Annotated in this window: 18 protein-coding genes; 2 read left to right on the top strand and 16 right to left on the bottom strand. The window is 44.3% G+C overall.

Features of this window, described 5'->3' with window-relative positions:
• Positions 1-13 precede the first annotated feature (13 nt).
• From B5X68_RS04085 to B5X68_RS04010, 16 genes are all read right to left on the bottom strand, one after another.
• Positions 14-1,171 (bottom strand): lipase family protein, encoded by a 1,158-nt coding sequence (locus B5X68_RS04085; protein ID WP_141110185.1) that lies wholly within the window; start codon positions 1,169-1,171, stop codon positions 14-16.
• A gap of 82 nt (positions 1,172-1,253) precedes the next feature.
• A complete protein-coding gene (locus B5X68_RS04080) occupies positions 1,254-2,282 on the bottom strand; it encodes an alginate O-acetyltransferase AlgX-related protein (RefSeq protein WP_082213368.1) in 1,029 nt (342 codons plus the stop codon).
• A gap of 5 nt (positions 2,283-2,287) precedes the next feature.
• Positions 2,288-4,972, bottom strand: coding sequence for a DUF3352 domain-containing protein (locus B5X68_RS04075; protein WP_082213367.1), 2,685 nt, complete (start codon positions 4,970-4,972; stop codon positions 2,288-2,290).
• Between the two features lie 11 nt (positions 4,973-4,983).
• Positions 4,984-5,727 carry a glycosyltransferase family 2 protein gene (locus tag B5X68_RS04070; RefSeq protein ID WP_082213366.1) on the bottom strand — a complete coding sequence of 248 codons (744 nt, stop codon included), beginning with the start codon at positions 5,725-5,727 and terminating at the stop codon, positions 4,984-4,986.
• Positions 5,728-5,802: 75 nt separating this feature from the next.
• Positions 5,803-6,921: an acyltransferase family protein gene (locus tag B5X68_RS04065; protein ID WP_082213365.1), complete on the bottom strand. Its 1,119-nt coding sequence runs from the start codon at positions 6,919-6,921 to the stop codon at positions 5,803-5,805.
• Positions 6,922-6,923: 2 nt separating this feature from the next.
• Entirely contained in the window at positions 6,924-8,618 is a 1,695-nt protein-coding gene (locus tag B5X68_RS04060) for a hypothetical protein (protein WP_082213364.1), read from the bottom strand.
• Positions 8,615-9,535 (bottom strand): transketolase family protein, encoded by a 921-nt coding sequence (locus tag B5X68_RS04055; protein WP_082213363.1) that lies wholly within the window; start codon positions 9,533-9,535, stop codon positions 8,615-8,617. Before B5X68_RS04055 ends, B5X68_RS04060 begins: the two co-directional genes overlap by 4 nt.
• A 21-nt stretch (positions 9,536-9,556) precedes the next feature.
• Positions 9,557-9,748, bottom strand: coding sequence for a hypothetical protein (locus B5X68_RS04050; protein ID WP_082213362.1), 192 nt, complete (start codon positions 9,746-9,748; stop codon positions 9,557-9,559).
• An 11-nt stretch (positions 9,749-9,759) separates the two neighbouring features.
• On the bottom strand, positions 9,760-10,053 hold the full coding sequence (locus B5X68_RS29355) for a type II toxin-antitoxin system HigB family toxin (protein WP_082213361.1): 294 nt from the start codon (positions 10,051-10,053) through the stop codon (positions 9,760-9,762).
• 78 nt (positions 10,054-10,131) lie between these two features.
• Positions 10,132-12,126, bottom strand: a complete 1,995-nt coding sequence (locus tag B5X68_RS04040; RefSeq protein ID WP_082213360.1) for an NAD-dependent epimerase/dehydratase family protein — start codon at positions 12,124-12,126, stop codon at positions 10,132-10,134.
• Complete coding sequence (locus B5X68_RS04035; protein ID WP_082213359.1) at positions 12,119-12,946, bottom strand: transketolase; 828 nt, start codon at positions 12,944-12,946, stop codon at positions 12,119-12,121. The genes B5X68_RS04040 and B5X68_RS04035 overlap by 8 nt, the downstream gene beginning before the upstream one ends.
• A 115-nt stretch (positions 12,947-13,061) precedes the next feature.
• Positions 13,062-14,930: a glycosyltransferase family 39 protein gene (locus B5X68_RS04030; protein ID WP_082213358.1), complete on the bottom strand. Its 1,869-nt coding sequence runs from the start codon at positions 14,928-14,930 to the stop codon at positions 13,062-13,064.
• 78 nt (positions 14,931-15,008) lie between these two features.
• A complete protein-coding gene (locus B5X68_RS04025) occupies positions 15,009-17,063 on the bottom strand; it encodes an OmpA family protein (protein ID WP_082213357.1) in 2,055 nt (684 codons plus the stop codon).
• Between the two features lie 117 nt (positions 17,064-17,180).
• A complete protein-coding gene (locus B5X68_RS04020) occupies positions 17,181-18,464 on the bottom strand; it encodes an apiosidase-like domain-containing protein (protein ID WP_082213356.1) in 1,284 nt (427 codons plus the stop codon).
• A 55-nt stretch (positions 18,465-18,519) separates the two neighbouring features.
• Positions 18,520-19,167, bottom strand: a complete 648-nt coding sequence (gene rpe, locus B5X68_RS04015; RefSeq protein ID WP_082213355.1) for a ribulose-phosphate 3-epimerase — start codon at positions 19,165-19,167, stop codon at positions 18,520-18,522.
• Positions 19,168-19,194: 27 nt separating this feature from the next.
• Entirely contained in the window at positions 19,195-19,716 is a 522-nt protein-coding gene (locus tag B5X68_RS04010) for a Uma2 family endonuclease (RefSeq protein ID WP_082213354.1), read from the bottom strand.
• A gap of 200 nt (positions 19,717-19,916) precedes the next feature.
• Between B5X68_RS04010 and ligA the strand changes: the two genes are divergently transcribed.
• Together ligA and dapA are read left to right on the top strand one after the other, a co-directional pair.
• Entirely contained in the window at positions 19,917-22,007 is a 2,091-nt protein-coding gene (gene ligA / locus B5X68_RS04005) for an NAD-dependent DNA ligase LigA (protein ID WP_082213353.1), read from the top strand.
• A 62-nt stretch (positions 22,008-22,069) separates the two neighbouring features.
• Entirely contained in the window at positions 22,070-22,960 is an 891-nt protein-coding gene (gene dapA / locus B5X68_RS04000; RefSeq protein ID WP_082213352.1) for a 4-hydroxy-tetrahydrodipicolinate synthase, read from the top strand.
• Positions 22,961-22,964 lie beyond the last annotated feature (4 nt).

Below are 22,964 nucleotides of genomic sequence, written 5' to 3'. Positions count from 1 at the left end.
TGAATCGTTGAATTTAATGTTTGTATTTCTGAATTAAATACAAATATGGATCTTGCAAATGATGAATAAAAACTTGTGTATCCGAATTTGGAAAGAGCTTATAATATTCTGCATCCGGAATTAATGCAATCGTGGGACCGATCCGGACGTAATTGTTACTTTTGAAATAAACCGGCGGCTGAAAATCAGGAAGCACCTTGATGATTGATTTGGACGCGTAATTGCCCAGATATTTTTGATAGTTGCGCTGCGCTTTCTCACTCGGCTTCTTCATTTGCTTGTAAGCATGCCGCAATGCGACCCGTGTCAGTAGTTTTTGTTTGTTTATGACCGGATCGATGTTTTTGAAAGGGTTCGTCTCATTAAAATCCGCCAACGTTTGTACTGAAAAGGGCAATTCAGGGATCCAGTCCGCGGCATTCACAACATTATAACCCCAGCCGCCATCAATAAGGCTTTCGTATTCATAACCATAGTAAGTGTTGCCCGTTTTCGGACTGGCGCTGGCGTAAGTTTTAAAACGAATGTCACTGGGCAGCTTTTTGTCTTTTTGTAATTGATAAAGATGCGAAGTGAGCAAATAAACAATCGCCCCGCCCTGGCTATGACCCATGATAAGAAACTCTTTAATGCCCGATTTGTAGCAGGAATCAATTTTCGGGACAATGTCCTTTGCCAGAAATGCCATGCCCACAAGCCAACCCACGTGAACAGCGGCCTGTGGATTGTCTGCCAGATGATATTGAAAAGTATATGCATTGGTAAGCTTCAATTCGCCTATTGCGGGAACCATCGCCGCATAGAAATTTTCCAGCCAGCCCACAGGTTCAACGGTTGTTCCCCTGACATTGATCGCAGCGACAGGGCGCGTTTTGTGAGTCCATAAGGCCCATTTGTTGTCCAAACCCATTATAGGCGACTCATAGGCTTGTTTAAATTGCTGCGGCTTGGTGATTGCGGATTTTGGCTTAGCCGGATCTCTTCTCGCTGTGTCATATAAAAGGACGTGTATCCGCAATTGTTCTAGATATTCTTCTTTATCAAAACCGGGTTTCAGCTCGCTTTTCTGAGCTTTAACTGAAATAGAACCGAGCAGAATAATGGCTGCAAAAAGGACATTGCTAAACCTGCAGGCTATGCATTGCATGCCAAACGATTGATAATAATTCATACAGTCAAATCTGAAAAGCGAATATCCGACATTGTAAATCACTTAAATGTAGGAAATCCCGGCAGATAAGCAGGCAGTTCAATTAAATATTTTCCTGATCAACGAAGCTGTTAATCAATGTATTGACTTTGTTAAGCCACAAGTTTTGCCCTTCGCAGGTCCAATGAGAATCGCCCTTTAAGTAAGAAGCCGTTCCCATTTTTCTAAAATCAGAAAGAACGTCAATGTAAGGAACAGGCAATTTGGGATGTTGGTAAATGTGCTCAATCAACTGATTATAGGCATCGTAATCGGGCTGCACAACAGACACTTTGTTAGGAATGATCGACAAGGCCACCAGATCAAAGCCCATTGCCAGTGCCGAATCTTTGGTAAGCTGTAAATTCATAACAAGCGAATCAAGCTCGGATTGGCGGATTTTTGAGAAGGAAGAGGTCACATTAGGTGTGTCCGTATCCATATAAGAGACCACGCTCCGGTCGTTATCAACCAGTGTAACGCTTGTATTGACGCGATGAAACAGATGGTAAGTGAAATCGGCTTTCCATTCTTTCACTTTCAAAAACGCTTCATTTTGAAATAAAAGCGCCTCAAACCTATCCTGTGCCTGCTTTCCGTTGAATGCATCATCCAATTTGTGCATGAATTTAGGATCAACCACTTTTTGGACGAAAGTGGCTGAATCCGGCAAAAGCAACGAAACAGGTGTCGCCAGATGTTGCCGGAAATGTCTTTCCACAGATTCGAGCAGCAGAATGTTGGTCGCTGAGGTGTCCAGTTTTATATGCAGCATATCCGACCACTTTACATATGTATAACCGGCAACGTTAAAATCACTTTTACCAACGCGCTGGGCTTCCGTAAAGCTATCGCCGATAATGTATAAATGGACTTTTTGAGAAGTATTTTGTCGGGATGGCGGCGTGTAATCCGGGCATTCTTTTCGTGGATCCTTAAATGCAGAAAGGTTAGCCATGCGGTAAAGATCGCCGTACTGATAGCCATCCCGGATCAATCCATATTTTCCGACCATACCTAACAAGGTAGGATTGAGCCCGCAAGCCCAAATAATGCATCCTAAAACTAAAATCGTGTATTTTAAAAACTTCATACTTTTTAACGAAGCTTAACGGACCAAACCTGAATCTTTTTCTCGGACCGGCTGAATATAAGCAATTTATAGTATCCGGGTTGATAAGTGAGCTGAACGGGCATTTCCGAAGGAATCGCCTTGTCGCCCAATCTCTTACCCGTCATATCGAAAACCGTCGTGTAACTTCCCGACTTAATGGTGATAAAACGGTTGTCAACGCCGAAGAAGTGATATTGGATAATCGAGTTGGGTAAAATGTCTTTTATCTCAAAAAGATCTTTTCCATCCTTGGTAATAATGGCTGTTTTGGAATTCAATGATCTGATCAGGATCCAGTCCAGGGAATTGCGGTCAAATAATGTCTTGAATTTGGAACCGGGTTCAGGTCTTAATAATTGCTTCCGCGAGGTAATCTTTCCATCCAGGCTGATGCGGATCAGCTCTCCCGAAACGCTTACGCCCACAAGCTCCGGCTGGCCTGTTGCAGGATCCTGGGTCCAGGTAAATGCACTTTCAGTCCGAGTAAGGATGTCGACTGGAAAGCCCTGGCGGACGGTCCCGTTTTCTTTCAGCAGGAATATTTTACCATTTTTCTGAGTAACGATAAAACCACGGTTCCCGATCTGGTTCAATGCAACAACGGGGCTTTGAATGTTCTCGAATTGTACTGAATGATTGAGGCGTCGAATAGGCCTGGTCACACTTTCCCACAGAAAGAGCTCTTCCGCAGTGTTTTTGACGATGAACCGGTTACTGCCATCATCCCCGCCATCGATGGCATACAACGCCGCAATGTCCTGTCCGGATGGCAAAGAACCCGTAAATGTTGTCACAGTTGTAGAATCGTCTTCGTCCAACGCATAAACAGTGCTTTTTGTCGCGAATATGCGTTGCTGCCTGCCAATGTTCAGGAAATCGACTTTATAAGCGGAGGTTATAATAGGACCATTGAGCTTCGCGATGGTTTCCGTTTTTCCTTCTCGTAAATTATTGGTCCTGAGTAGGTTATTCTGTTTATCAGTCAAAAGAATTTCAGAACTTCCGTCGATTGGATTTTGTAATGCGGCCAGTTCCGTATCGTAAATATCCGGCCATTCAATGTCAATGTTCAGGAATGTGCGGTTCAGCACTTTGCTGGCAGTCTGTCGTTTTTTGGGAATAAGCGTAATTTCCGGAAAGGCGTCACCGTCTTCGTATTTACATTGAAATACAAGCGATTCCATTTTGGAAACGAGATCGGTATATTTCTTGATCCCTCCGTTTCCGGCACGCGTTTGCGCTTTCCGCAAATTGACAATGAGGGAAAGTTGCGCCTCCGATTTCGCGGAAATAAGCACGCTGTCATACTCCGGCGACTGCTTCCAGGTGATCTGGTTTTCGTAATCAACAATGTAATTTTGCAAAACCTGAGAATTGTTGCTGATCACCAGATATGGTGCAATGTACGTAATGTAACTGCGAGGAAAACCCGAAAACATAGGCCCGTAAAGCCCCGTTGGGAGCTCAGGAATGGGGACAGAATAAATGTCATAACCCTGATATTGGTCAATGGAAACATTGGTTTCTTCATTGGCCAATCGCGACAATTTTTGCAGCACAGGGCGTAATTTTTCATAATTAGAAAATTCGGCCAGAAGAATTTTGCCGTCGCTAATGCTGTTGTTTTCTTCCAATTGACATAAAATCAATTCTGCACCGAGATTATCAATCAGCTGATTGCTTTCTTTTCCGATGTAATAATTGAGCTTATTCCAGGCTTCTGACTTGTATTTTTTGTGCCACTGCTGAAACTCCTTTTGAAATGCTGCCCGGTCAACCACCGCTGAACGGTAAAGAAAGGAAGTCTGCTGCGAAATGTGCTTATGACCGACAAATGGCGCTCCCGGGATATCCTTAACAATGTCTGTGAGGTAATAATCAGGGGCGCTTGTCCCCGTTGATTTTAAGGAAAGGCTGCCTTTTACTTTTGTTTCCTCAATGTGGAAATCCTGAAAATTGGGAAAATTACGGCCAAATTCGTAAAAGTTGCTGTTGATATTATCACCTGAAATGACCGATTTCCATGCGTCATTCCGTAAATAAATGCTCGTTCCATAATCGGAGTCATTAATTCGGGAAAAGTTGGATTTCAGCCGGAACGATTCAATGTTAATAGACGATGCCCGTACCGCATCTTCAATCAAATCTCCATAATAACTAACGATCAGATAGTGGTCCTCAATGAGATAGGAGAAAAGTGGACGGGAATTGGCGTCAATGATGTCTGTGATCCGGTGATCCTGAAAGTTATGATGTAGTGCGCGAATGTTAGGGTTTTGCGGCGTGCTCAGCCATTTTGCTTCTTCCTCGTTGGCAATAGGAATATACACAATAACACCCCATTCTGTACTGGTCCGCGGGTGATACGAGTAGGATAATGCTTTGTTTTTGAGGAAGTTGTTTAATCTTTTCTGGTCTTTGGTGAAAAGATTCAGGAGCGATAAATTGTCACTCGCGACGTCCAGTAAGGGCAGCCTTTTTACATCCAGGTTCGCATCCGTGGCTACATAAAGAGAATCCTGAAGGTGCTCGCTGGTAATGACTACGAGGGCGCTGGACGGGATGAATTTCCACGCAGCAGCAGAACCCCGTGAATATTGGAACAGAAAATATCCTGCTGCCGCAAGGACAGCAGCAAGCAGGATAGCAATAATGTATTTTTTCGACACAAGCCTAGTTGTTAAGCACGGATCGCTTTTACCTTTTTATTGAGTTCAAGTCGAAACCGCAACAGTTCTTTAAAGCTGCGTATACAAACCTTCCAGAGGTTCCATTTTACGATCGAAACCGTGCCGGTCTCACGATCTTTATGTGTAATAGGAATGTCAAATAACTCCTGACCCGATTTTTTAGCCATTACAGACAAGAAAATATTAGGCGCAAACGGCTCAGGATCTGGCAACTGATTCATTAATTTTTGCAGGAATGTTCCTTTGATAAGCCGGAAAGGAATATTGCTGTCCATGATGAATGTGCCGTAAACGGTTGAGATCGTTCCGCGAAGGAATTTTGTGATAAATAAACGCACGCCGGCATCATGTCTCACTTCCCTGTAACCCAGGATAAACTGCGATTGGCTGCGTTTATTCCAAAGTTTATCAAAATCGTCCGATACAAACTGGTCATCGCTGTCTGTCTGAAAAACGTATTCAGAATTGAGTTCCAGCGCTTTGCGATAGCCGTTCACGACCGCATTGCCGTGGCCGCCATTTTTCTGGTTGATGACGGTAAGATTGGTCACCTCCCGCTGTAATTTGTCTAAAAGAACTTTGGTGTTGTCTTTTGAGCCGTCGTTGATTACAATCAGTGTGGTGTTGTCGTTGGGAAATTTATTTTTAAGAAAATTAGTCCAATTATATACTACCTTTTCGATACAATCCTGTTCATTGTATGCGGGCATTACTATACTAAGAAGGTACGACATGCAGAAACGTATTTGGTATGGTTGCGCGAAATTAATAAATAAAGCCTGTAACCGGGCTATGGGTAATGAAAATTACTAAGCGTACTTGTCCTTCAAGGCGTTAATAGGCTTCTCGAAAAAATGCCAGGAGAAAGCCGCAACGGCAATCGTTAATGTGATCACAACCAGCGCTTCGAACGCGACAGAGCCCTTCAGATCGGGTGCATACTGGTAGATTTTTCGGAAAATCCGGACGGTTGGGTGCATAGGGCCACTATGAAAGTGGTTATAGACAAAATTGTGATACAAATACAAACCGTAACTGATTTTACCCAGATAAATGCTCACCGGATTTTCCAGAAAGGCCGCCATAATCCCCGTATAACCCATTACTGCGCGCCCGATAAGGAAAAAGCCAAAGATCGAAGACACAGTTCTGTCCATTACAACGAAAGAAACATTGAAGCGGTTCTCAAAGGATTTGGACCAGAATTGGAGCAGGACCCACGCCAGAAATGCCAGCACAACCGGCCATGATTTGCTAAAAAGGTTTTCGAAAAAATCAGTTTTGTAGACCTGCAACCAGGCAAGGAGACCACCCAGCGCGAATGAGTCAAGGCATGCAGGCGTACTCACATAAGTAACGATCCAATCGTCAATAGCAAAATCCGGGTTTGCATAATAGTAGTAAAACCTAAATCCGAGACTGAGCAAGCCCATCACGCCTAAAACCGGGACCAACTTGCCTTTTGGAATAAAAAAGATCAGAAAAGGGAAGAACAGATAAACCTGCTCTTCAACCGCCAGCGACCATAAATGATCCATGGAACCCATCCAGGTTTTGTTCCAGGCCATGTAAATATTGGTTCCGTATAATGCCAGCCAGCCCAGCTTTTCCCGCACCGGAGGCACATTGAAAATGTAGAGCAACAGAATAGTGAGATAATAGACCGGGAAGATCCTTATTGTCCTGCGTATCAGGAATTTGCTGAGATATTTTTTGAATCCACCTTCCGTTCCATAGTTCTTTTCTTTGCTCTTTAAGAGAATTCTTGAAATCAGAAAACCACTCAATACAAAGAAGATCGTCACACCTGTAGCGCCTACCGGAACTGTGTTAACTTCTACAAAAAGATGTTCAATAAGAACCAGCGCAATGGCAATAAAGCGGATTCCATCAAGTTGAATAATGTGTCCCTGTGATGTGGTGCGCATATTTACCAGTTTACCTTCACTTTGTTTTTCTTTATTTCATTCACCTTCACCCTCTGATTCTGAAAGAGAATGCCCGTTTGGTCGCCTTGCTGACGGATCAATGCAACATCATAAAGTCCTTTGTCCATTTCAGAAAAAGGAATGTCTGCCCTGAATCCGGGTGCAAAATAATATTGTTTTAAAAACAGCTCTTTTCGGCTCGTGTTCCGCGTTCTTTTTGCCGGGAACAGATAAAAGCGATCTTTTGAACTGAGTAAAATGTAGATGCCGCTATCCTGCAATCGCTGACTGGTGAATGTGCTGTTTTCAATGATCAGGTTTTCGTTTCCGGGTGTAAATGTAGTACGATCGTACAAATCTGTTAAACCCCGTGAGTTGCCTGCGTAGGTTTGCCGGTCTGCCAAGGAAATGAGCGGAAGCAGTTTTTCGTAGAATACAGGCGTCTTTTCAACAATGTTCGCAGCTAATGAAGTGTCGGTCGGATAAGTAAGTTTTTTATCTGTAAAAGTCCAGTTGAACTGATATGTGGTCAGGTCTTTACGGAGATTGTATGCTTCCACCAGGTGATAATGATAGCTAAAAACATTAAAAACAATGCCCAGGAAGACAATAGTCGTAATATATGGCGAAAGAAAGCTTCCGCGAATGGGAATAACCACATATAAATAGGCTACAATCAGCAGAAGCACGGAATAAATCTTGTAACGGCTGGTTATCAGCGTATCCATTCCAAAACCTGCACGTCCATAAACGACTATCAATGCGGTGCCCAGGATAAAAAGGATGGTCCCAAGGCAAAAAAGATCGGTTATTCGCTCAAACTTGTGCGCATATTTATTTCTGACAATGCGGAACAAAGTCGTTGAAGCAATTGAAACGGCAACCAGGAACAGCACAATCCCCATAAAAAAGCAAACCTTGATATGGTCTGCAACAGGGAATGATTCTGCAAAAGAGCCCAAAAACGCCATGTAGCCCTTAATAAGCTGGAAAATGGATGCTTTTGACTCAGGATTGGATTCCGGTTTGGTATACCAATTAAAATAACAGAAAATCTCAACTGCGCTGACGATCAGCCACAATGCAAAGCGTTTCCTGTTGCCAGTCAGGAACAACAAGAGTGCGCCTAACGGCAGAACAAGCAGGCCGTTTCCGCTCGTAAGGATTGTAAGCGCTGCCAGAAACAGCGAAATGATATAAGGAAATGTTTTAAAATTAATGCACAGATATAATGTCCAGACCGTAAGAGTGACAACGCCGAAATTCTGGATCGCGGCCATTCCCCAATACATATTTTCCCAAAAAGCGAGTGTAAGCCAGAGAAAAGGGATTGGTAGCAATGCCGAAAGCGGCTTCTTGTTCTTTTTCAGAAGTTCGTACCAAAGCGGAATAACGGCGATGAGCAGCAAATTTCCTGCCGTCATCAGGTGGCGGTAATTCAGTGAACCGAATAAGGAATAATCCCACCAGGCAATGAGACGGGTTAATGAGATCCGGTGTTCATTGTGCTGTTTAAAAAGCAGCCAGATCTTTTCTTTCCAGGTCGATGCCTGCGAATAATAAAGAACAAATTCCTTTAAAGCGTGGTCATCCCATTTCGGGATATTGATAGCATAATAATTCCAGACCGTAAAGTATATCAGGACCGGTAGCAGCAAGATCAGGCTCAGAATGATGGTTAAAGCCTTTTTCGTCATGCCGGAATCATTAGTTGTTCAATATGGGCAATGATGGAATCGGGATCCAGGCCGGAAAGTTTTTGATGATAAGTCTGACTTCCGTAGCGGCCGTTGGGATAACCTTCCGCTTTCAGGCTTTTGAAACTGCGTGGGAAAATGCCGCTCTCCAAAAGTTGAACGGAAAGCTGTTGGGCAAGCCCGCCTATGCTGATATGTTCTTCTGCAACGAGAATTGACGGGGCTTTTCTAATCAAAGATTCCACTTCACTGGTAATCTGTAAAGGAAAATGCAATGCTGTTACCACATTCACTTTTGGCGCAAGATCTTCTGAAAGCGACAGTGCCGTCATGACATTGTTAGCAATCGGTCCAAGTGCAAAAACGGTGATTTCAGCCGTTTCCGGTGCATGTATTACCTTGAACGATCCAGAAATGTAGCTGTTGTCCGGTGTAGTTTTTCCAGCACCTAACCGCAGGTAAGCGGGACGTCCATCGGCCACGATCTGGCGTATAACGGGTTCAACTTCATCGGAAAAAGCAGGCACCCAAACATTTGCATTCTGCTGTCCGCTCAGGCAAGCCAGGTCTTCAATTGTATGGTGGCTGCTTCCCATAATTCCGTAGCCATAACCACCGCCGTTTCCTACCAGGAAAACAGGTAAGTTATTGAAGCATACGTCATTGCGGAATTGTTCCAGGCAGCGGTAAACGATAAATGGTGCAATGCTGTAGCAGAAAACTTTGTAGCCTTTATGTGCAAATCCTGCCGCAACGCCGACCATATTTTGTTCAGCGACACCAGCATTTATAAATCTCTTACCCATTTTGGCCTGCAAATTTTCTAATGCATTATAGCCAAGATCGCCTGTAATGAAAACAATGGAATCATCTTCCAATGCCAACTGCTCCATAGCGTTCGAAAATTCTTTTCTCATTCGGTTTGTATGATGATGCTTTTACGCACTTTTTATTCTGACAGCAGTTTCAAGTTTTGGAAGCGGATACATTTTCTTTTCGTATTCCTGGATTGCTTTGGCAACCTCCAAAAACTTCTGCTGTTTGTTAACGTCTTCCTCAAAATTCTCGGCAATCAGGTTATCAATGATCCTGAAAGCCTCATTATATTCTTGTTCAGTCGAAAGTTTCATAGCAATGTCCTTTAAATCTTTGAAACATTGATCTTCTCATATTCGCTATGCGCTCCAAACCAACGTATATACACGGTTCGGACACTGAAAAATATCATCGCAACCATTCGATAATGGTTGCCTTTGATATTAAAGACAAACCTATTGTCTCCCACGTAGTCGACGCTATTAAAAACAGATTTCACTTCCATGAAATTTGCCCAGTTCGAGGACTCTGTTTTACTCGCCCATTCGGCAATCGCAATCTTTGCCTCCGGGTACTTAATATAATATTCGTGAAGCGTCTTTTGTTTGATAATAACCATCAAGCGACAACATTAATTTGAATTTATCCAATATAATTTGAGATTTCAAAGTTGTTGAGCTTAACTAATTTATTGTTACTATTTCCGCAATTGCTTCACTAACGTCCTGATCTCGTCGGCGGTTTTGTATGATTTGGAGCCGCGGCGGATTCTGGTTCGGATGTATTTCGGTCGTTTTTTGGTTTCTTCAAAGATCTTGGCAATGTACTCGCCCAGGAATGAAATGCCCAAAATGGTCAATCCGCCGAAGAACACGACCAGAACGATAACGGTGCTAATCCCTTGCGGCGTATCCCTGAAAAACACGAATTTCGCTAAGATTTGCCAGATAATCCCTAAAATTGAAAATCCGGTTAATGCAAAGCCTGCATAACTCATCAATTCCAAAGGCGCGAAGCTGAACGAGAAGATCGCCTTTTTTGCCCACCAGATATTCTTTGTCCAGTTATTTGTGGATACGCCAAACATTCTTTCAGGTCTTACATAGGGAACGCCGGTCTGCTTGAAACCGACCCAGGCGCGTAGTCCGCGTAAAAACTGCTCCGTTTCAGGTAAATCCACCAATTCTTTCACAACCTTGCGATCTATCATTGAAAAATCGCCGGCGTCGCGGGGAATTGGAATATAGCTAAGTCCTTGAAATACTTTATAAAACGATTTATAGAAAAAGTGAATGTGCGGTTTCATTTCACGCTGGACGCGGACGCCGTAAACGACATCAAACCCTTCCATCCATTTTTCATAAAAAGCAGGAATAATTTCCGGCGGATCCTGCAAATCACCATCCATCAACACAACACAATCACCTGTCGCAATTTCCATCCCGCTCAAAAAAGCGGATTGTGAACCGAAATTGCGAGAGTGACTGATTCCTACCACATTGGGGTCTTTATCACAAATTGCGCTGATCACTTCTTCCTGATTATCAGGCGAATTGTCATTAACAAAAATAATCTCATAGCGCACTTTAAGATCATTGAAAGTCTTTACCAGCCGCTCGTACATGAACGGAATGGCCTGCGCGTCCTTATAACAAGCGATGATCGCTGTAATGATCGGGTTCAGTTTTGGATTTTCGAATGCTGGGATTACACGATCTTCGTATTTGATCTGAGCCTGCCATTCACTGTATTTTGAAAGTCCGGTTTCGAGAGGCGTCCTGGCTTTCCAGCCAAAGTCGGTTTCAAATGCGCTAGGATCGCCAAACCATTCTGCAAGGTCCCATTTCCGGTTGGACATGCTGCCCCATTGTGGCTCCTGCGTAATGTTGAATGTTCTCCGGGAGGTGTCAACAAGGTTGCCCATCGTTGTTTTGCGCCCCGTTGCAATGTTATATGACTTACCGGAAGTTTCCTTGCTGATCTTTAATGCAGCATCCAGAAACGCTTCCACACAATCTTCTATAAACACAAAATCCCGGCTGATATCCGGTGAAACCAGCGAAGGAAGCTGTTTTTTTCTCGCGTTTTCAATCAGTTTTGGGATTAGCCTGTCCGGTTCTTCCCAGTATCCGTAAATAGAGTAAAGCCGGAGATTTAGTGTTTTCAGATTAAAAACCTTGGCATAATATTCCAACAAATAGGCTGCTGAAACTTTTGAAACCGCATAATGGCTGTTTGGTTCTACACGATCGGTCTCTTTTGGAGAAGTGCAGTTAAAACCATACTCGGAGCTGCTTCCCGCATGGATATAAACCATCTCGGTCGTGCAGTTTTGCAGAATGTTAACGGTTCCGATGACATTGGTTTCATACGTCAGGTTAACATTATTTTGCTTGCTGTAAGCGCCGTAAGCCGCCAGATTGAAGATCGTTTGCGGCTTGTATTTTTCAAAAACTTCCTGGACAGAGTTGTTCGAAAGGATATCACAATGGACAATGTTTTCGAAAGGAACATTAAGCAATTTCAGCCTCCATGCCTTCGTCGCGTCGTGTGTGAGCGCGTAACAGTCTTTGCGGATCTTAAAAATTTCGTTGAAAAGATTGGCACCGATGAAGCCGCTTGCACCAAAAACAAAAACTGGCCCTTTTAAACTTTCTATTTTGTCGCGGAAAACCGGCAATTGGTCAAGCATTCGTCAATTCATTAAAGTAGCGTTCCTTTACTTCCAGCGTGGCTTGCTCGTATTGGTCTTTGTTCATTGGTAAATAATGCCACTCTAATTTATTCTCCATGTAGGACACTCCTTTGCCCTTCACAGTGTTCGCGATAATCGCCTTTGGAAGTCCGTTTTTGTGTGTTTTCAATTCGTCAATAGCCTGACTAACAGCACTGATGTCATGACCGTCAACCTCTATCGTTTCGAAACCAATCGCATTCCATTTTTCAATAGAAGCGGTTTCTCCCAAAACTTTATCCGTAGAACCGAAACCTTGCAAACCGTTTTTATCTACGATCATAAACAGGTTGTCCAGCTGATTTTGAATGGCATAATGTGCTGCTTCCCAGGTGGTCCCTTCATTTGTTTCACCATCCGAAAGCAATGCAAAGGAATAAGTTTCCTCACCACTTACTTTGGCTGCGTGGGCAATCCCGGTCGCAATGGGCAAGCCGTGGCCCAATGAGCCTGTTGCGAAAGGAATGCCTTTGTATTGTCTCGGAGCAGGGTGGGCGGGGAGTGAAGTTCCGTCCAGGTAAAATGTGTCCAGTTCTTCGTCAGTGATTTCGCCAGTAACATTCAGGCAGGCGTATAGTGCCGCAGCCGCATGTCCTTTGGATAATATAAAGGTATCTTCTTCTGATTTTTGCAGAAAAAGAACGGCGATCATCAGATCAATGCAGCTTAGTGAGCAGCCAATGTGGCCGGCGTTTGCTTTATGGTAAAGGCCCAAAATTTTAAGCCGAAGTTCTCCGCTTATCTGCCTTGGGTCATTCAATATCTCTTCTGCGGTCATGCCTGTGTATATGTCGATATTAAGAAAATCTCACAAAATAAAGGTCAAATCTTCGGTTTTAAGAGTGCAATATACAAAATCTTATTTGTCGGCTTTTGTAAATGGCGCACATTGCTTACTCTAATCCGTAACGCAGCCCTTTCAATTTCTTGATCACCACCGGCTCTGGCTTTCCCGCTTTTTTGAGCAAGATATGTGTGGTCTGCGTCGTATCCATCACCTGCACATATTGCGCATCTTTGGGTAAATACAAATTCGTAACCTGCGCATCCTGAACAGAATAAGGCAGGAATGTACGGTCCATTTCTGACAGGATCTGATAGCGGGAAGCCGGATATAAGATCGTATCGCCTTTTTGATATAATTCCTTTATCTTCTGCGCCGCCTCATAATAAGGGTTAGGCTCTCTTGGTGTTGAAAAATAGCCGTATTTCGGGGAGCGGTCTGCATAAAATTCTCCTAATCTCAGTGAGACGAAATACAGCTGACAAGCCAGGCCAATAAAGATCAATGCCCTGAATTCCAATTTAATCGTATTGTAATATTGCAGCAAAAGACTCAGGAAAATGATCACATATGGAAACGAAAACCCCGAATAACGCTGCATTAATCCATAAGTATGCCCGTTTTTGAATGACATAATGATTAAAAAGAAGGTTGGAAACAGCGCCATAATGTACACCATCAAAAGCCGTCTTCTTTGCTGCTTATCCGCCTGCATATGCACATCTGGGATGAACGAAAGTGCGAAAATGCTGATGGACAAGATAATAAATTGGAGTTTGTGATTGGAATAAAAAGCTGCGCCGGAAATAGTCAGAATAAACGGAACTGCCGCTTTCAGCTTGTCATTCATTTTAATGTGGTTCCTGAACCGATACCAGATGATGAGGATCACACCAATAGATATGGCGACAAAAACGTTTTTCTTTCCCGCCAGCGCATCGGTCATACCGTTTGTGAAAATCACAAGATCCGAGAAAAGCGGCAGGGCTTTTGTGAACACATTACCAATGGTGGCCGGCAAAATAACGCCAAAAGGATTGTCGTAAGGCCGCGTGTCGGCCATTCTTTTGTAAAGATCGGCTTGGTAACTCAATGTGTATAACGTATAAGTCCCGCCGCCATAAATCATCCACCACGCTACGCCTGACAATGCCAACACGGCTGAAACGGCCATCTTTATCCAACCTTTAATAGTCCGCAGGAAGAGTAAAGCATACAAGGCATGTCCCAGCAACACCGCAATGGAAAGGAAATGGGATAATATACTTAACCCTGCTGTTACAACGTAGCCAACGTAAAGTTTGGTTGAATGTCTCTTTTTGGCCTCATTTTCAATGATTTGTAAGAAAAAATATGTGGCTAGCAACGTCAAAAAGAACATTAAGGAATAACTGCGGGCCTGCTGGCTGTAACCAATGAAAAAGGGCTCAATAGCCACGATAGCAGAAGCAATCAACCCCGTATTGACGCTAAAAAAACGCCTGCCAAAAAGATAGGTCAGTCCAATGATCAGTACGCTGAAAAACACGGAAAGAGAACGCGCTGAAAAATCTGAAATGCCGAAAACTTCCATCCAGAAATGTAGCAGCAGATAATAAAAGGGACTGTTCCCGATATCGCTCCGGTTATTGGCTTCGTAGTAATCTTCTAATGTTTTCGGTGCCCAGAATTCTGCGGGTGTAAAAGCGCGGGGCGCATAATGTTCGTTATAAGTGAAAGAGCGAAGCACTCTTGGCGGCCTCAGACTAAATTCCGGTGTTTTCCAGAAACCAGAATTGGACACCGTTAGTTTTGAAAAAACCTCCTTCTGATTGGCCCCCTCCAAAACAACACCCTGGCTGATAACCATTGTGCTTCTTTCATCAAAGAAAATACTGTAACGATCCAGATTATGAAGCCTTAAAGCGATTCCCGCGATTAAAATGACGGCAAAAATGAGCCAGGTTTTCGGGGTTTCGTTCGTACGGTTTGAAAACATTGAAGAAAGTTGACGTGCGCGGATATTTCGGATAGACTTGCCGCGAAATTAAGCAAATTTCCCTTTATAGGATATTTTTTAGATTTTAAGAATCGTAAACTCAACCCTGCGGTTCTTCTGGCGCGTCTGTTCGGTGAGGTTGCTGGCAATGGGTTTGGCTGGTCCCCAGGCCTTTGTCTGGATCCTTTTGGCCCCGATTCCTTTGGATAAAAGATATTTTTTCACCTGCTGGACACGGTCTTCTGCGAGCTTCACATTTTTCTGAACCTCACCCTGATTGTCGGTATGTCCTTCCAGCAAAATCTCCATGGCAGGATAATCGGTCATAGCAGCGACGATCCTGTCCAGTTCGGCATACGAAGAGCGGATCACTTCCGCGCTGCTTTGTGCAAACATGGTGCTGCTGAGCCTGATCTGCTGACCAGCTTTGATCGGCCGCAAATATAGATTTTTACGAATATTCCGGAGCGTAGTGTCTTTTGACAAATCAATTTCCTCGGTGAAAGGAAAATAGCCTTTTTCGGAAGCCGTAATTCGGTAAATTTCTTTTAATGGCAAAATAAGCCGATACTCGCCGGTTTCAGGGTCAAATGTGGCTTTGGTAAAGACTTCATTATTTTTCTTGATCTCGGCAATAAGGTCCGAGCGCACCGCTTTATCTGTTTCCGCTTCCAGGATCGTGCCTGTCACAATAGCAACGGGATCAGGGCGCATTTCAGGCGTAAGCCTGACCCTGAAAATGTCCTCTTGTCCCGAAACCTTCTCGCTGGCACTGAAATAGGCATAATCGCCCGTGGCCGGAACATTAAAATACGCATCCCAAAGCGGCGTATTGATCACAGGGCCCAGGTTTTCGGGTTTCGACCAGTTGACCCAGGTATCGTCAAGCCGTCTGGTCAGGAAAAGGTCGCCCGCTCCGTAACCGCTGTGGCCGTGGGACGAAAAATATAGGGTTTTGTTGTCCAGTGCCAGGAAGGGTGTGCCTTCATAGTCGGCCGTGTTGACCACATTTCCTAAATGCAGCGGTTCCGACCAGCTGTCATCCGGTTGAAGAAAGGAAACATAAAGATCCTTTTTGCCCTCCGTATCACTGCGTTCGACAGAAATGATCATCACATTGCCGTATGGCGAAACCGTAGTTTCCATACTCTCAACCTGCTTGCCCTTGTTACTCGCTGTAATGCTCTCGCGAAGATTATTGATCTTGTATTCTTTGGGAAAAGTCCAACCGGTTTTTGTCTGGAAACAGCGCGACAATCCCAATGCCATGGAGCCGTCGGGACTGTATACATTAATGACGTAAATTGTTTTACCGTCCGCGGAAATGCTCGTTACAGCATTATCTGCTGCATTGTTGAGTGGCGGGCCCATATTCACAGCCTGTCCCCACACATTCTTTTCGTTTAGTTTGGAATACCAGATGTCCTGGGTTTCAGAAGTGCCGACATTACCCAAAAAATTTCCTCTGGTAAAAAAGAGCGTTTTACCGTCCGGGGAAATAATAGGTGCAACTTCCTGTCCTATGCTGTTGATAGCAGAGCCCATATTTTCCCGCTTGGTTTTCAACAACGGGCCTTTTGCAATGTTGATAACAGCCTCGACGGGCAGAACACCATCCGAAATTCCGATGGCATCGATTTGATTTGCCCCCGAAACTTTCGAGGGTTGCATTACGATTTTAATTGCATTTGCAAGAATATTTTGCTGTTTTGGAAAGATCCTCAACATTCTCCCTTTGACCGTCAGCTGGCCTGCCGGTGCGTCGGAAATCAGAAATTCTTTACCCGACTCATCATATGCATACACGCGCGCAACGGCACCAGGATTGAAATTTTCGGCGATAGCAACTTGTTTCAGCGGAATTGTTTTTTCAAAACCCACTTTAATCCATTCTTCATTCCGCCCATCCGGGTCAGCGGGCATCCATGCGCAGGGGCTGTTGCCGAAATCAGGAAGCTTGTTAGGAATGCCAAGGATTTGTTTGGCACGAAAAGCATGTCCGTATTGCGCGGGCCTGTTCTCGGACGAATAACCCAGCACTTTATTGGCCCACAAAATCTGCTGACAGTATCCTTGATTTATAAAAACTGCCGAAAGCAGAAAAAAAGCATTGATGAGTATTCCTTTATTCATTTTGAGCGCAATAGAGGCAGCATCACTATAGTAATATTATTAATAAAATGGATGAAAGTCAAACGAATCTATCCGGCTACAAAAGGACTGAAAGGCCCGGAATCTCCCTTACCAGCATCATCTTTTTGCACCGATCAGCAAGATCCAATCCCAGCCTGGCTGTGAGTCGGGTGGCTGTACAACAGCTTCGGGCGTCGCTTTAAAATCACCGCCGGTCCACCTTCGGCCCGTGCGGGGGCTATACCATACAGCCCCAAAATCTTTTCCGTTCAGGTAGTTCAGATTCAAACGCACCGGCCGCGATTCGGGCAGATATAGCATCGACATTTTCTTATTGGAAAGCGAAACAATGCCAATCTCGGCCTTATCTGCCGAATCGGGAAGCAATTCCGAGACATTTTCGGGCTGCATATATTCCCAGGGAATGCCTTTCAGGATTTTGACCAGTTCGTGAATGTATTCGGCACCGTCTTTATCAATGTTAACCTTCCATGTGGGGTTAAAATTTTTGATTGTGCTCATGTGACAAAAACCCGCAGCTGCACTCATAATCGACTGATAAGCCTGGTTCCGGATCAAAACGGATTGATCAGTAATCTCTTTTGGAAACTCGGAATTTGCGATCAAAAATGGCCTTAATGCTGCTTCCGCTGAGTTTTTCTGCCAATTTGCCAATGCCGCGTATTCAGCGGGGGTAACGGTTGAATCCGGAATGATGAATTTCAGGTCCGAACGAACTTTGGAGCTGTCGTTCACACTTGTAGGCGAGCAAGTGCTCAGTGAAGCAAGGATCTGGCCTTCGGAAACAGAGCGGATTCCGTCTGCAATCGCTTCAAATTGAGCGGCTGTCTGATATTCTTCCTCACTCACGATCCATATCACATTGCTGTATTTGGCGAAATGTTTACCAACATATGTGCCGTAATCTTTCCAGACTTCGACGTTTTGCGCATCAAAAATAGCATTCCAGCTTTTGCGCGAAACGACGATGCCCACTACCAGATTACGTTCTTTTGCAGCCGCAATGATCTTGTCAAAATAATCAAAATAAAGCTTATTAGGCTTCGAGATATCGTTGTCCTGAAACGGCAGCGTCTTGTTGAAATTCCGCTGATTGGGAAGCGCGGGTAAAAGCTGAACCAGAAACGTGTTGAACGACTGCGACTTGCGCGTGTCCATATAATGAACGGCATCATTATAACCCAGCTTCCGGAGCATCTGCCATGCCACATCGGCGACCATCAAAAAAGGAACACCATTGTTATCCGTTATGTGGCGACCGTTGGGGCTGATGCGCAAAGGAAATTTAGGGATGGCCTGTTCAGATTTTTGAGAAACATTGACAGCTGCCAAACCAGACGCTGCCAAAATGCTGAAAATGAAGTATCTGAACCACTTCATAGTCTTGGTCGGAAATAATATTCTAACATATCGGGGTGTTTCGGAACGTTGAAAATCAGCTGGTTTTCAAGTCGGCAATGGTTTTCAGCGGATTGTCCGAACTGAAAACAAAGCTTCCTGCAACCAAAATATTCACGCCTTCTTTAACCAGTAACGGCGCATTGTCAAGATTAACGCCGCCATCCACCTCAATCTTGAATGTATAGCCAAATTTTTCTTTCAAAGCCTGTAACTTCGCTATTTTCTGATAAGTGTTTTGAATGAATTTCTGGCCACCAAATCCGGGGTTCACTGACATGATTAAAACCAAAGAAACATCACCCAGAATTTCAGAAAGCACTTCTACCGGCGTATGCGGGTTCAATGCAACGCCCGGCAATGCGCCTAGTTCCTTAATGTGCTGAATAGTCCGGTGCAAATGCGGGCACGCTTCGTAATGCACAGTCAATCCTGCCGCGCCTGCTTTTTTGAATGCTTCGAGATAGCGGTCCGGCTGCTCAATCATTAAATGGACATCCAGCGGTTTTTTTGCATGCTTATAAACGGCTTCGCAAACCGGGAGCCCGAACGAAATGTTGGGTACAAACATGCCGTCCATGATATCAACATGTATATAATCCGCCTGACTGGCATTCAGCATTTCTACATCCCGTTGAATATTGGCAAAGTCAGCAGCAAGTATGGAAGGGGCAATTTCAGCCATGAATTTTAATATTAGTACGGGCCGAAATTAGAATATAATGTGCAACTTGAATGCCAAATCGTGAAATAATGGTGAGCTCACGACATCATTTTCGCCAAACAAAGCTTGAAGTTCATAGCGGCCATCAACAAGTGTGTAAATTTCTAAAATCCGCTTCTCGGGTTTCAAAAGCCAGTATTCCTGCACGCCATAGCGCTCATAGATCTCTTTTTTGATAACCGTATCCATCTTCATAGTGCTTTTGGAGACGATTTCAACCACCATATCGGGAACACCTCTGATCCAATCCTGCGAGATATCCTCGTTTTCTTTTGAAATAAAAATAAGATCCGGCTGCAAACGATTATAATCTTCTTCAAAAATTACGTCCATAGGAGCGTTCCAAATCTCGCCCAAATCATGGTCATCAACATGATCTTCCAAAATCCTTTGCAATTTGCGGGAGGTTTTCTGGTGAGGCTTTTTCGGGCTAGGAGACATAATTTCCTCCCCATTGATGATCTGTGAGAGATCCCAGTCTTGCCAGACGATTGTTTCGGTGTTTTTCATGTGCATAGTTCGTTTTTACGAAAATAATCAAATTTTTTAAGAGATTCATTTAGTGGTGTTTTGGTTAAATGAGACGTTCAATTCGGCACTTTTTCTATTGATACGGAGATCTCAGAAAAAGTAACGTGAATGCCGGCTGCATTTGAAATCGGCGCGAACGCTTCTTAAATTTGGGCACTATCCTTTTTAGCCGCCTTAACATGAACCCAGAACAGCAAATCCAGGAGCTTGTAGACAAACTGCAGCATTTGAATTATAGATATTATCAGGACAATGTTTCTGAGGTCTCGGATTTTGAATTTGATCAGCTGCTGAAACAGTTGAAAGAGCTTGAAGATCAATATCCTGACTTGCGGCAGGAGGATTCTCCGACGCTTCGGGTGGGCGGGACAATCACTAAAAACTTCAACACAGTTTACCATCGCTATCCGATGCTGTCGCTTGACAACACGTATAATGAACAAGAGTTACGGAATTTCGACGACCGCGTGCGCCGTGGACTGGATGGTGAACCTTATGAATACATTTGCGAGCTGAAATTTGACGGGATTTCGCTCAGCTTTACATACGAAAACGGCGTGCTCGTGCGTGGCGTTACGCGTGGCGATGGCACGCGCGGGGATGAGATCACCAACAATGTCAAAACCATTCGTTCACTGCCGTTAAGAGTTAAGGCTGAGAATGTTCCGCCTGTTTTTGAGATTCGTGGTGAAGGTTTCATGCCGATCACATCTTTTCAAAAATTGAATGAGGAAATGGATACTTTGGGTGAAAATCAATATGCTAACCCAAGAAATGCAGCTTCCGGATCTTTCAAATTGCAGGATTCTGGCGAAACTGCGCGGCGCGGACTTGATTGCTATCTCTACTCTTTTTTAACCGATACAGAATTTTTCAAAAGCCACGAGGAAAGCTTGCTAGGCCTTAAAGCATGGGGTTTTAATGTGTCGCCCGGCTGGAAAAAAGTACAGACCATTGATGAAGTTCTGGAATTTATCCATGAATGGGAAGAAAAACGACTTACCCTTCCGCTGGCTACGGATGGGATTGTGGTCAAAATCAATTCTTTTGAACAGCAGCGCGAGCTAGGTTTCACAGCCAAAAGTCCCCGCTGGGCCATTTCATTCAAATATAAGGCTGAAAATAAACCGGCTGTGCTCCGCATGGTGACTTATCAGGTTGGCAGGACTGGCGCCGTTACCCCGGTTGCCAACCTTTGCGACATTAGCGAACGCGCTTTGCCTTATAACCAGGTAAAAGGCGTTCACCTTTCGGGTACGCGCGTGAAGCGGGCCACATTGCATAATGCCAATGAAGTGCTCAGGCTGGGACTGGAAATCGGCGACACCGTTTTTGTTGAAAAAAGCGGCGAGATCATTCCTAAAATCACCGGGGTAGACATATCCCAGCGCGAAAAATATCCGACTGAACCACTTATTTTCCCAACACATTGCCCGGAATGCAGCTCTGAATTGCAGCGAAATGAAGGTGAGGTCGCGTTTTTCTGTCCCAATGACAGCCATTGCCCACCCCAGCTGAAAGGCCGGATAGAGCATTTTATTCACAGAAAAGCGATGAACATTGAAAGTCTGGGCGAGGGAAAAATAGAACTGCTGTTCGATCTCGACCTCGTGCGCACGCCAGCCGACCTGTATGATTTAACGCCTGAAACGCTTCTTGGTCTTGAAAAAAATATCCTGAATGAAGAAACAGGAAAGGTTAAGAAGATCAGTTTTCGCGAAAAAACGGTTGAAAATATTCTGAATGGCATTGCGCTTTCGAAAACTGTTCCTTTCAAAAATGTGCTTTTCGCGCTTGGAATACGGTTTGTGGGCGCGACGGTTGCTGAAAAACTGGCAGCTTATTTCAAATCTATGAACGCACTGCGCCTGGCCACTTATGATCAGTTAATTGCGGTTCCGGAAATTGGCGGAAGGATTGCCGAGAGCATTGCTTCTTATTTTTCTGTGCCCGAAAACCAGCAGTTGGTGGCGCGTTTGCAGGCTGCCGGCATTCAAATGGAAAGTGACGAAAAGCCCGTTGAGCTGGAAAGCGATATGCTGGAAGGAAAAACTTTTGTGATATCCGGTGTTTTTGAAAATTTTGAAAGGGATGATCTCAAACTAAAAATCGAAGTCAACGGAGGTCGGGTGCTTAGTGGCGTCTCAGGTAAGCTTAATTACTTGCTCGCAGGCGCGAATATGGGCCCTTCCAAGCTGGAAAAAGCCCGGAAACTGGGCGTTACCATTCTTAGTGAGGAAGAATTTTTAGCGATGATCGAGAATAAGTAAAGAAAAATGGCTCAGAAAGCTAACTTTGTGTTTTAAATTTCAACCAATTATATAAGTAAATAATGCCATTGGACCAACGTTTCAAAGGGGTAGGAGCGGCGCTGATTACACCTTTTGATGAGCAGAATGCAATTGATTATCCGGGTTTGAAAAGATTGATCGACCTGGTCACGGAAGGCGGATCGGATTACCTTGTGGTGCAGGGAACAACCGGCGAATCGCCTACGGTGAACTCCCGTGAAAAGCGTGAAATCCTGGCATTTACAATAAAGAATAACTCCAAATCGCTTCCCATCGTCTATGGGATGGGCGGCAATGATACGCAGTCGGTTCTGGATTGTATTAAAGAGACAGACTTTACAGGCGTTGATGCCATTCTTTCGGTTTGTCCTTACTATAATAAACCTACTCAGGAAGGCATAATCGCGCATTTTACGGCGATTGCGGACGCTTCTCCTGTCCCGGTATTGCTATATAATGTTCCGGGCCGCACGGTGATCAATATGAAGCCGGATACGATCGTTACGCTCGCTGCGCATGCCAATATTATAGGCATTAAAGACGCTGGCGGGTCAATCGAGCAAAGTATGGAGCTTGCTTCCCGCGTGCCGGACGATTTCTTGCTGCTTTCAGGCGATGATAACCTAGTAACAACTATGGTAAGTGTGGGCTGGCATGGCGTTATCTCCGTGATTGCCAATGCTTTCCCAAAAGAATTTGGTGAATTGACCTGGCACGCACTGGAAGGGCGTTTCAAAGAAGCGGCCAGATTGCAGCTTGCATTTCTTGAATTCGATACTTTGCTATACGTTGAGTCCAATCCTGTGGGCATTAAGAAATGTCTCGAAATCAAAGGAATTTGCAGTTCGGCCGTGCGTTTACCATTGCTGAAAGCTTCCCGGGGATTGGGTGAGAAATTAGAAAAGGCAATGGTTCGCGAAGGATTTATTTGATCAA

It is taken from the genome of Dyadobacter psychrophilus (genome assembly GCF_900167945.1).
GTDB classification, from domain to species: domain Bacteria; phylum Bacteroidota; class Bacteroidia; order Cytophagales; family Spirosomataceae; genus Dyadobacter; species Dyadobacter psychrophilus.
Note: the sequence above shows the minus strand (reverse complement) of the source record. Positions and strands in the feature narration are given on the sequence as shown.

Bases quoted from the DNA above. Each gene is read 5' to 3' on its own strand.
- B5X68_RS04085 (WP_141110185.1), bottom strand. From the start codon at position 1,171: ATGAATTATTATCAATCGTTTGGCATGCAATGCATAGCCTGCAGGTTT.
- B5X68_RS04080 (WP_082213368.1), bottom strand. From the start codon at position 2,282: ATGAAGTTTTTAAAATACACGATTTTAGTTTTAGGATGCATTATTTGG.
- B5X68_RS04070 (WP_082213366.1), bottom strand. From the start codon at position 5,727: ATGTCGTACCTTCTTAGTATAGTAATGCCCGCATACAATGAACAGGAT.
- B5X68_RS04065 (WP_082213365.1), bottom strand. From the start codon at position 6,921: ATGCGCACCACATCACAGGGACACATTATTCAACTTGATGGAATCCGC.
- B5X68_RS04060 (WP_082213364.1), bottom strand. From the start codon at position 8,618: ATGACGAAAAAGGCTTTAACCATCATTCTGAGCCTGATCTTGCTGCTA.
- B5X68_RS04055 (WP_082213363.1), bottom strand. From the start codon at position 9,535: ATGAGAAAAGAATTTTCGAACGCTATGGAGCAGTTGGCATTGGAAGAT.
- B5X68_RS04050 (WP_082213362.1), bottom strand. From the start codon at position 9,748: ATGAAACTTTCGACTGAACAAGAATATAATGAGGCTTTCAGGATCATT.
- B5X68_RS29355 (WP_082213361.1), bottom strand. From the start codon at position 10,053: ATGGTTATTATCAAACAAAAGACGCTTCACGAATATTATATTAAGTAC.
- B5X68_RS04040 (WP_082213360.1), bottom strand. From the start codon at position 12,126: ATGCTTGACCAATTGCCGGTTTTCCGCGACAAAATAGAAAGTTTAAAA.
- B5X68_RS04035 (WP_082213359.1), bottom strand. From the start codon at position 12,946: ATGACCGCAGAAGAGATATTGAATGACCCAAGGCAGATAAGCGGAGAA.
- B5X68_RS04030 (WP_082213358.1), bottom strand. From the start codon at position 14,930: ATGTTTTCAAACCGTACGAACGAAACCCCGAAAACCTGGCTCATTTTT.
- B5X68_RS04025 (WP_082213357.1), bottom strand. From the start codon at position 17,063: ATGAATAAAGGAATACTCATCAATGCTTTTTTTCTGCTTTCGGCAGTT.
- B5X68_RS04020 (WP_082213356.1), bottom strand. From the start codon at position 18,464: ATGAAGTGGTTCAGATACTTCATTTTCAGCATTTTGGCAGCGTCTGGT.
- rpe (WP_082213355.1), bottom strand. From the start codon at position 19,167: ATGGCTGAAATTGCCCCTTCCATACTTGCTGCTGACTTTGCCAATATT.
- B5X68_RS04010 (WP_082213354.1), bottom strand. From the start codon at position 19,716: ATGAAAAACACCGAAACAATCGTCTGGCAAGACTGGGATCTCTCACAG.
- ligA (WP_082213353.1), top strand. From the start codon at position 19,917: ATGAACCCAGAACAGCAAATCCAGGAGCTTGTAGACAAACTGCAGCAT.
- dapA (WP_082213352.1), top strand. From the start codon at position 22,070: ATGCCATTGGACCAACGTTTCAAAGGGGTAGGAGCGGCGCTGATTACA.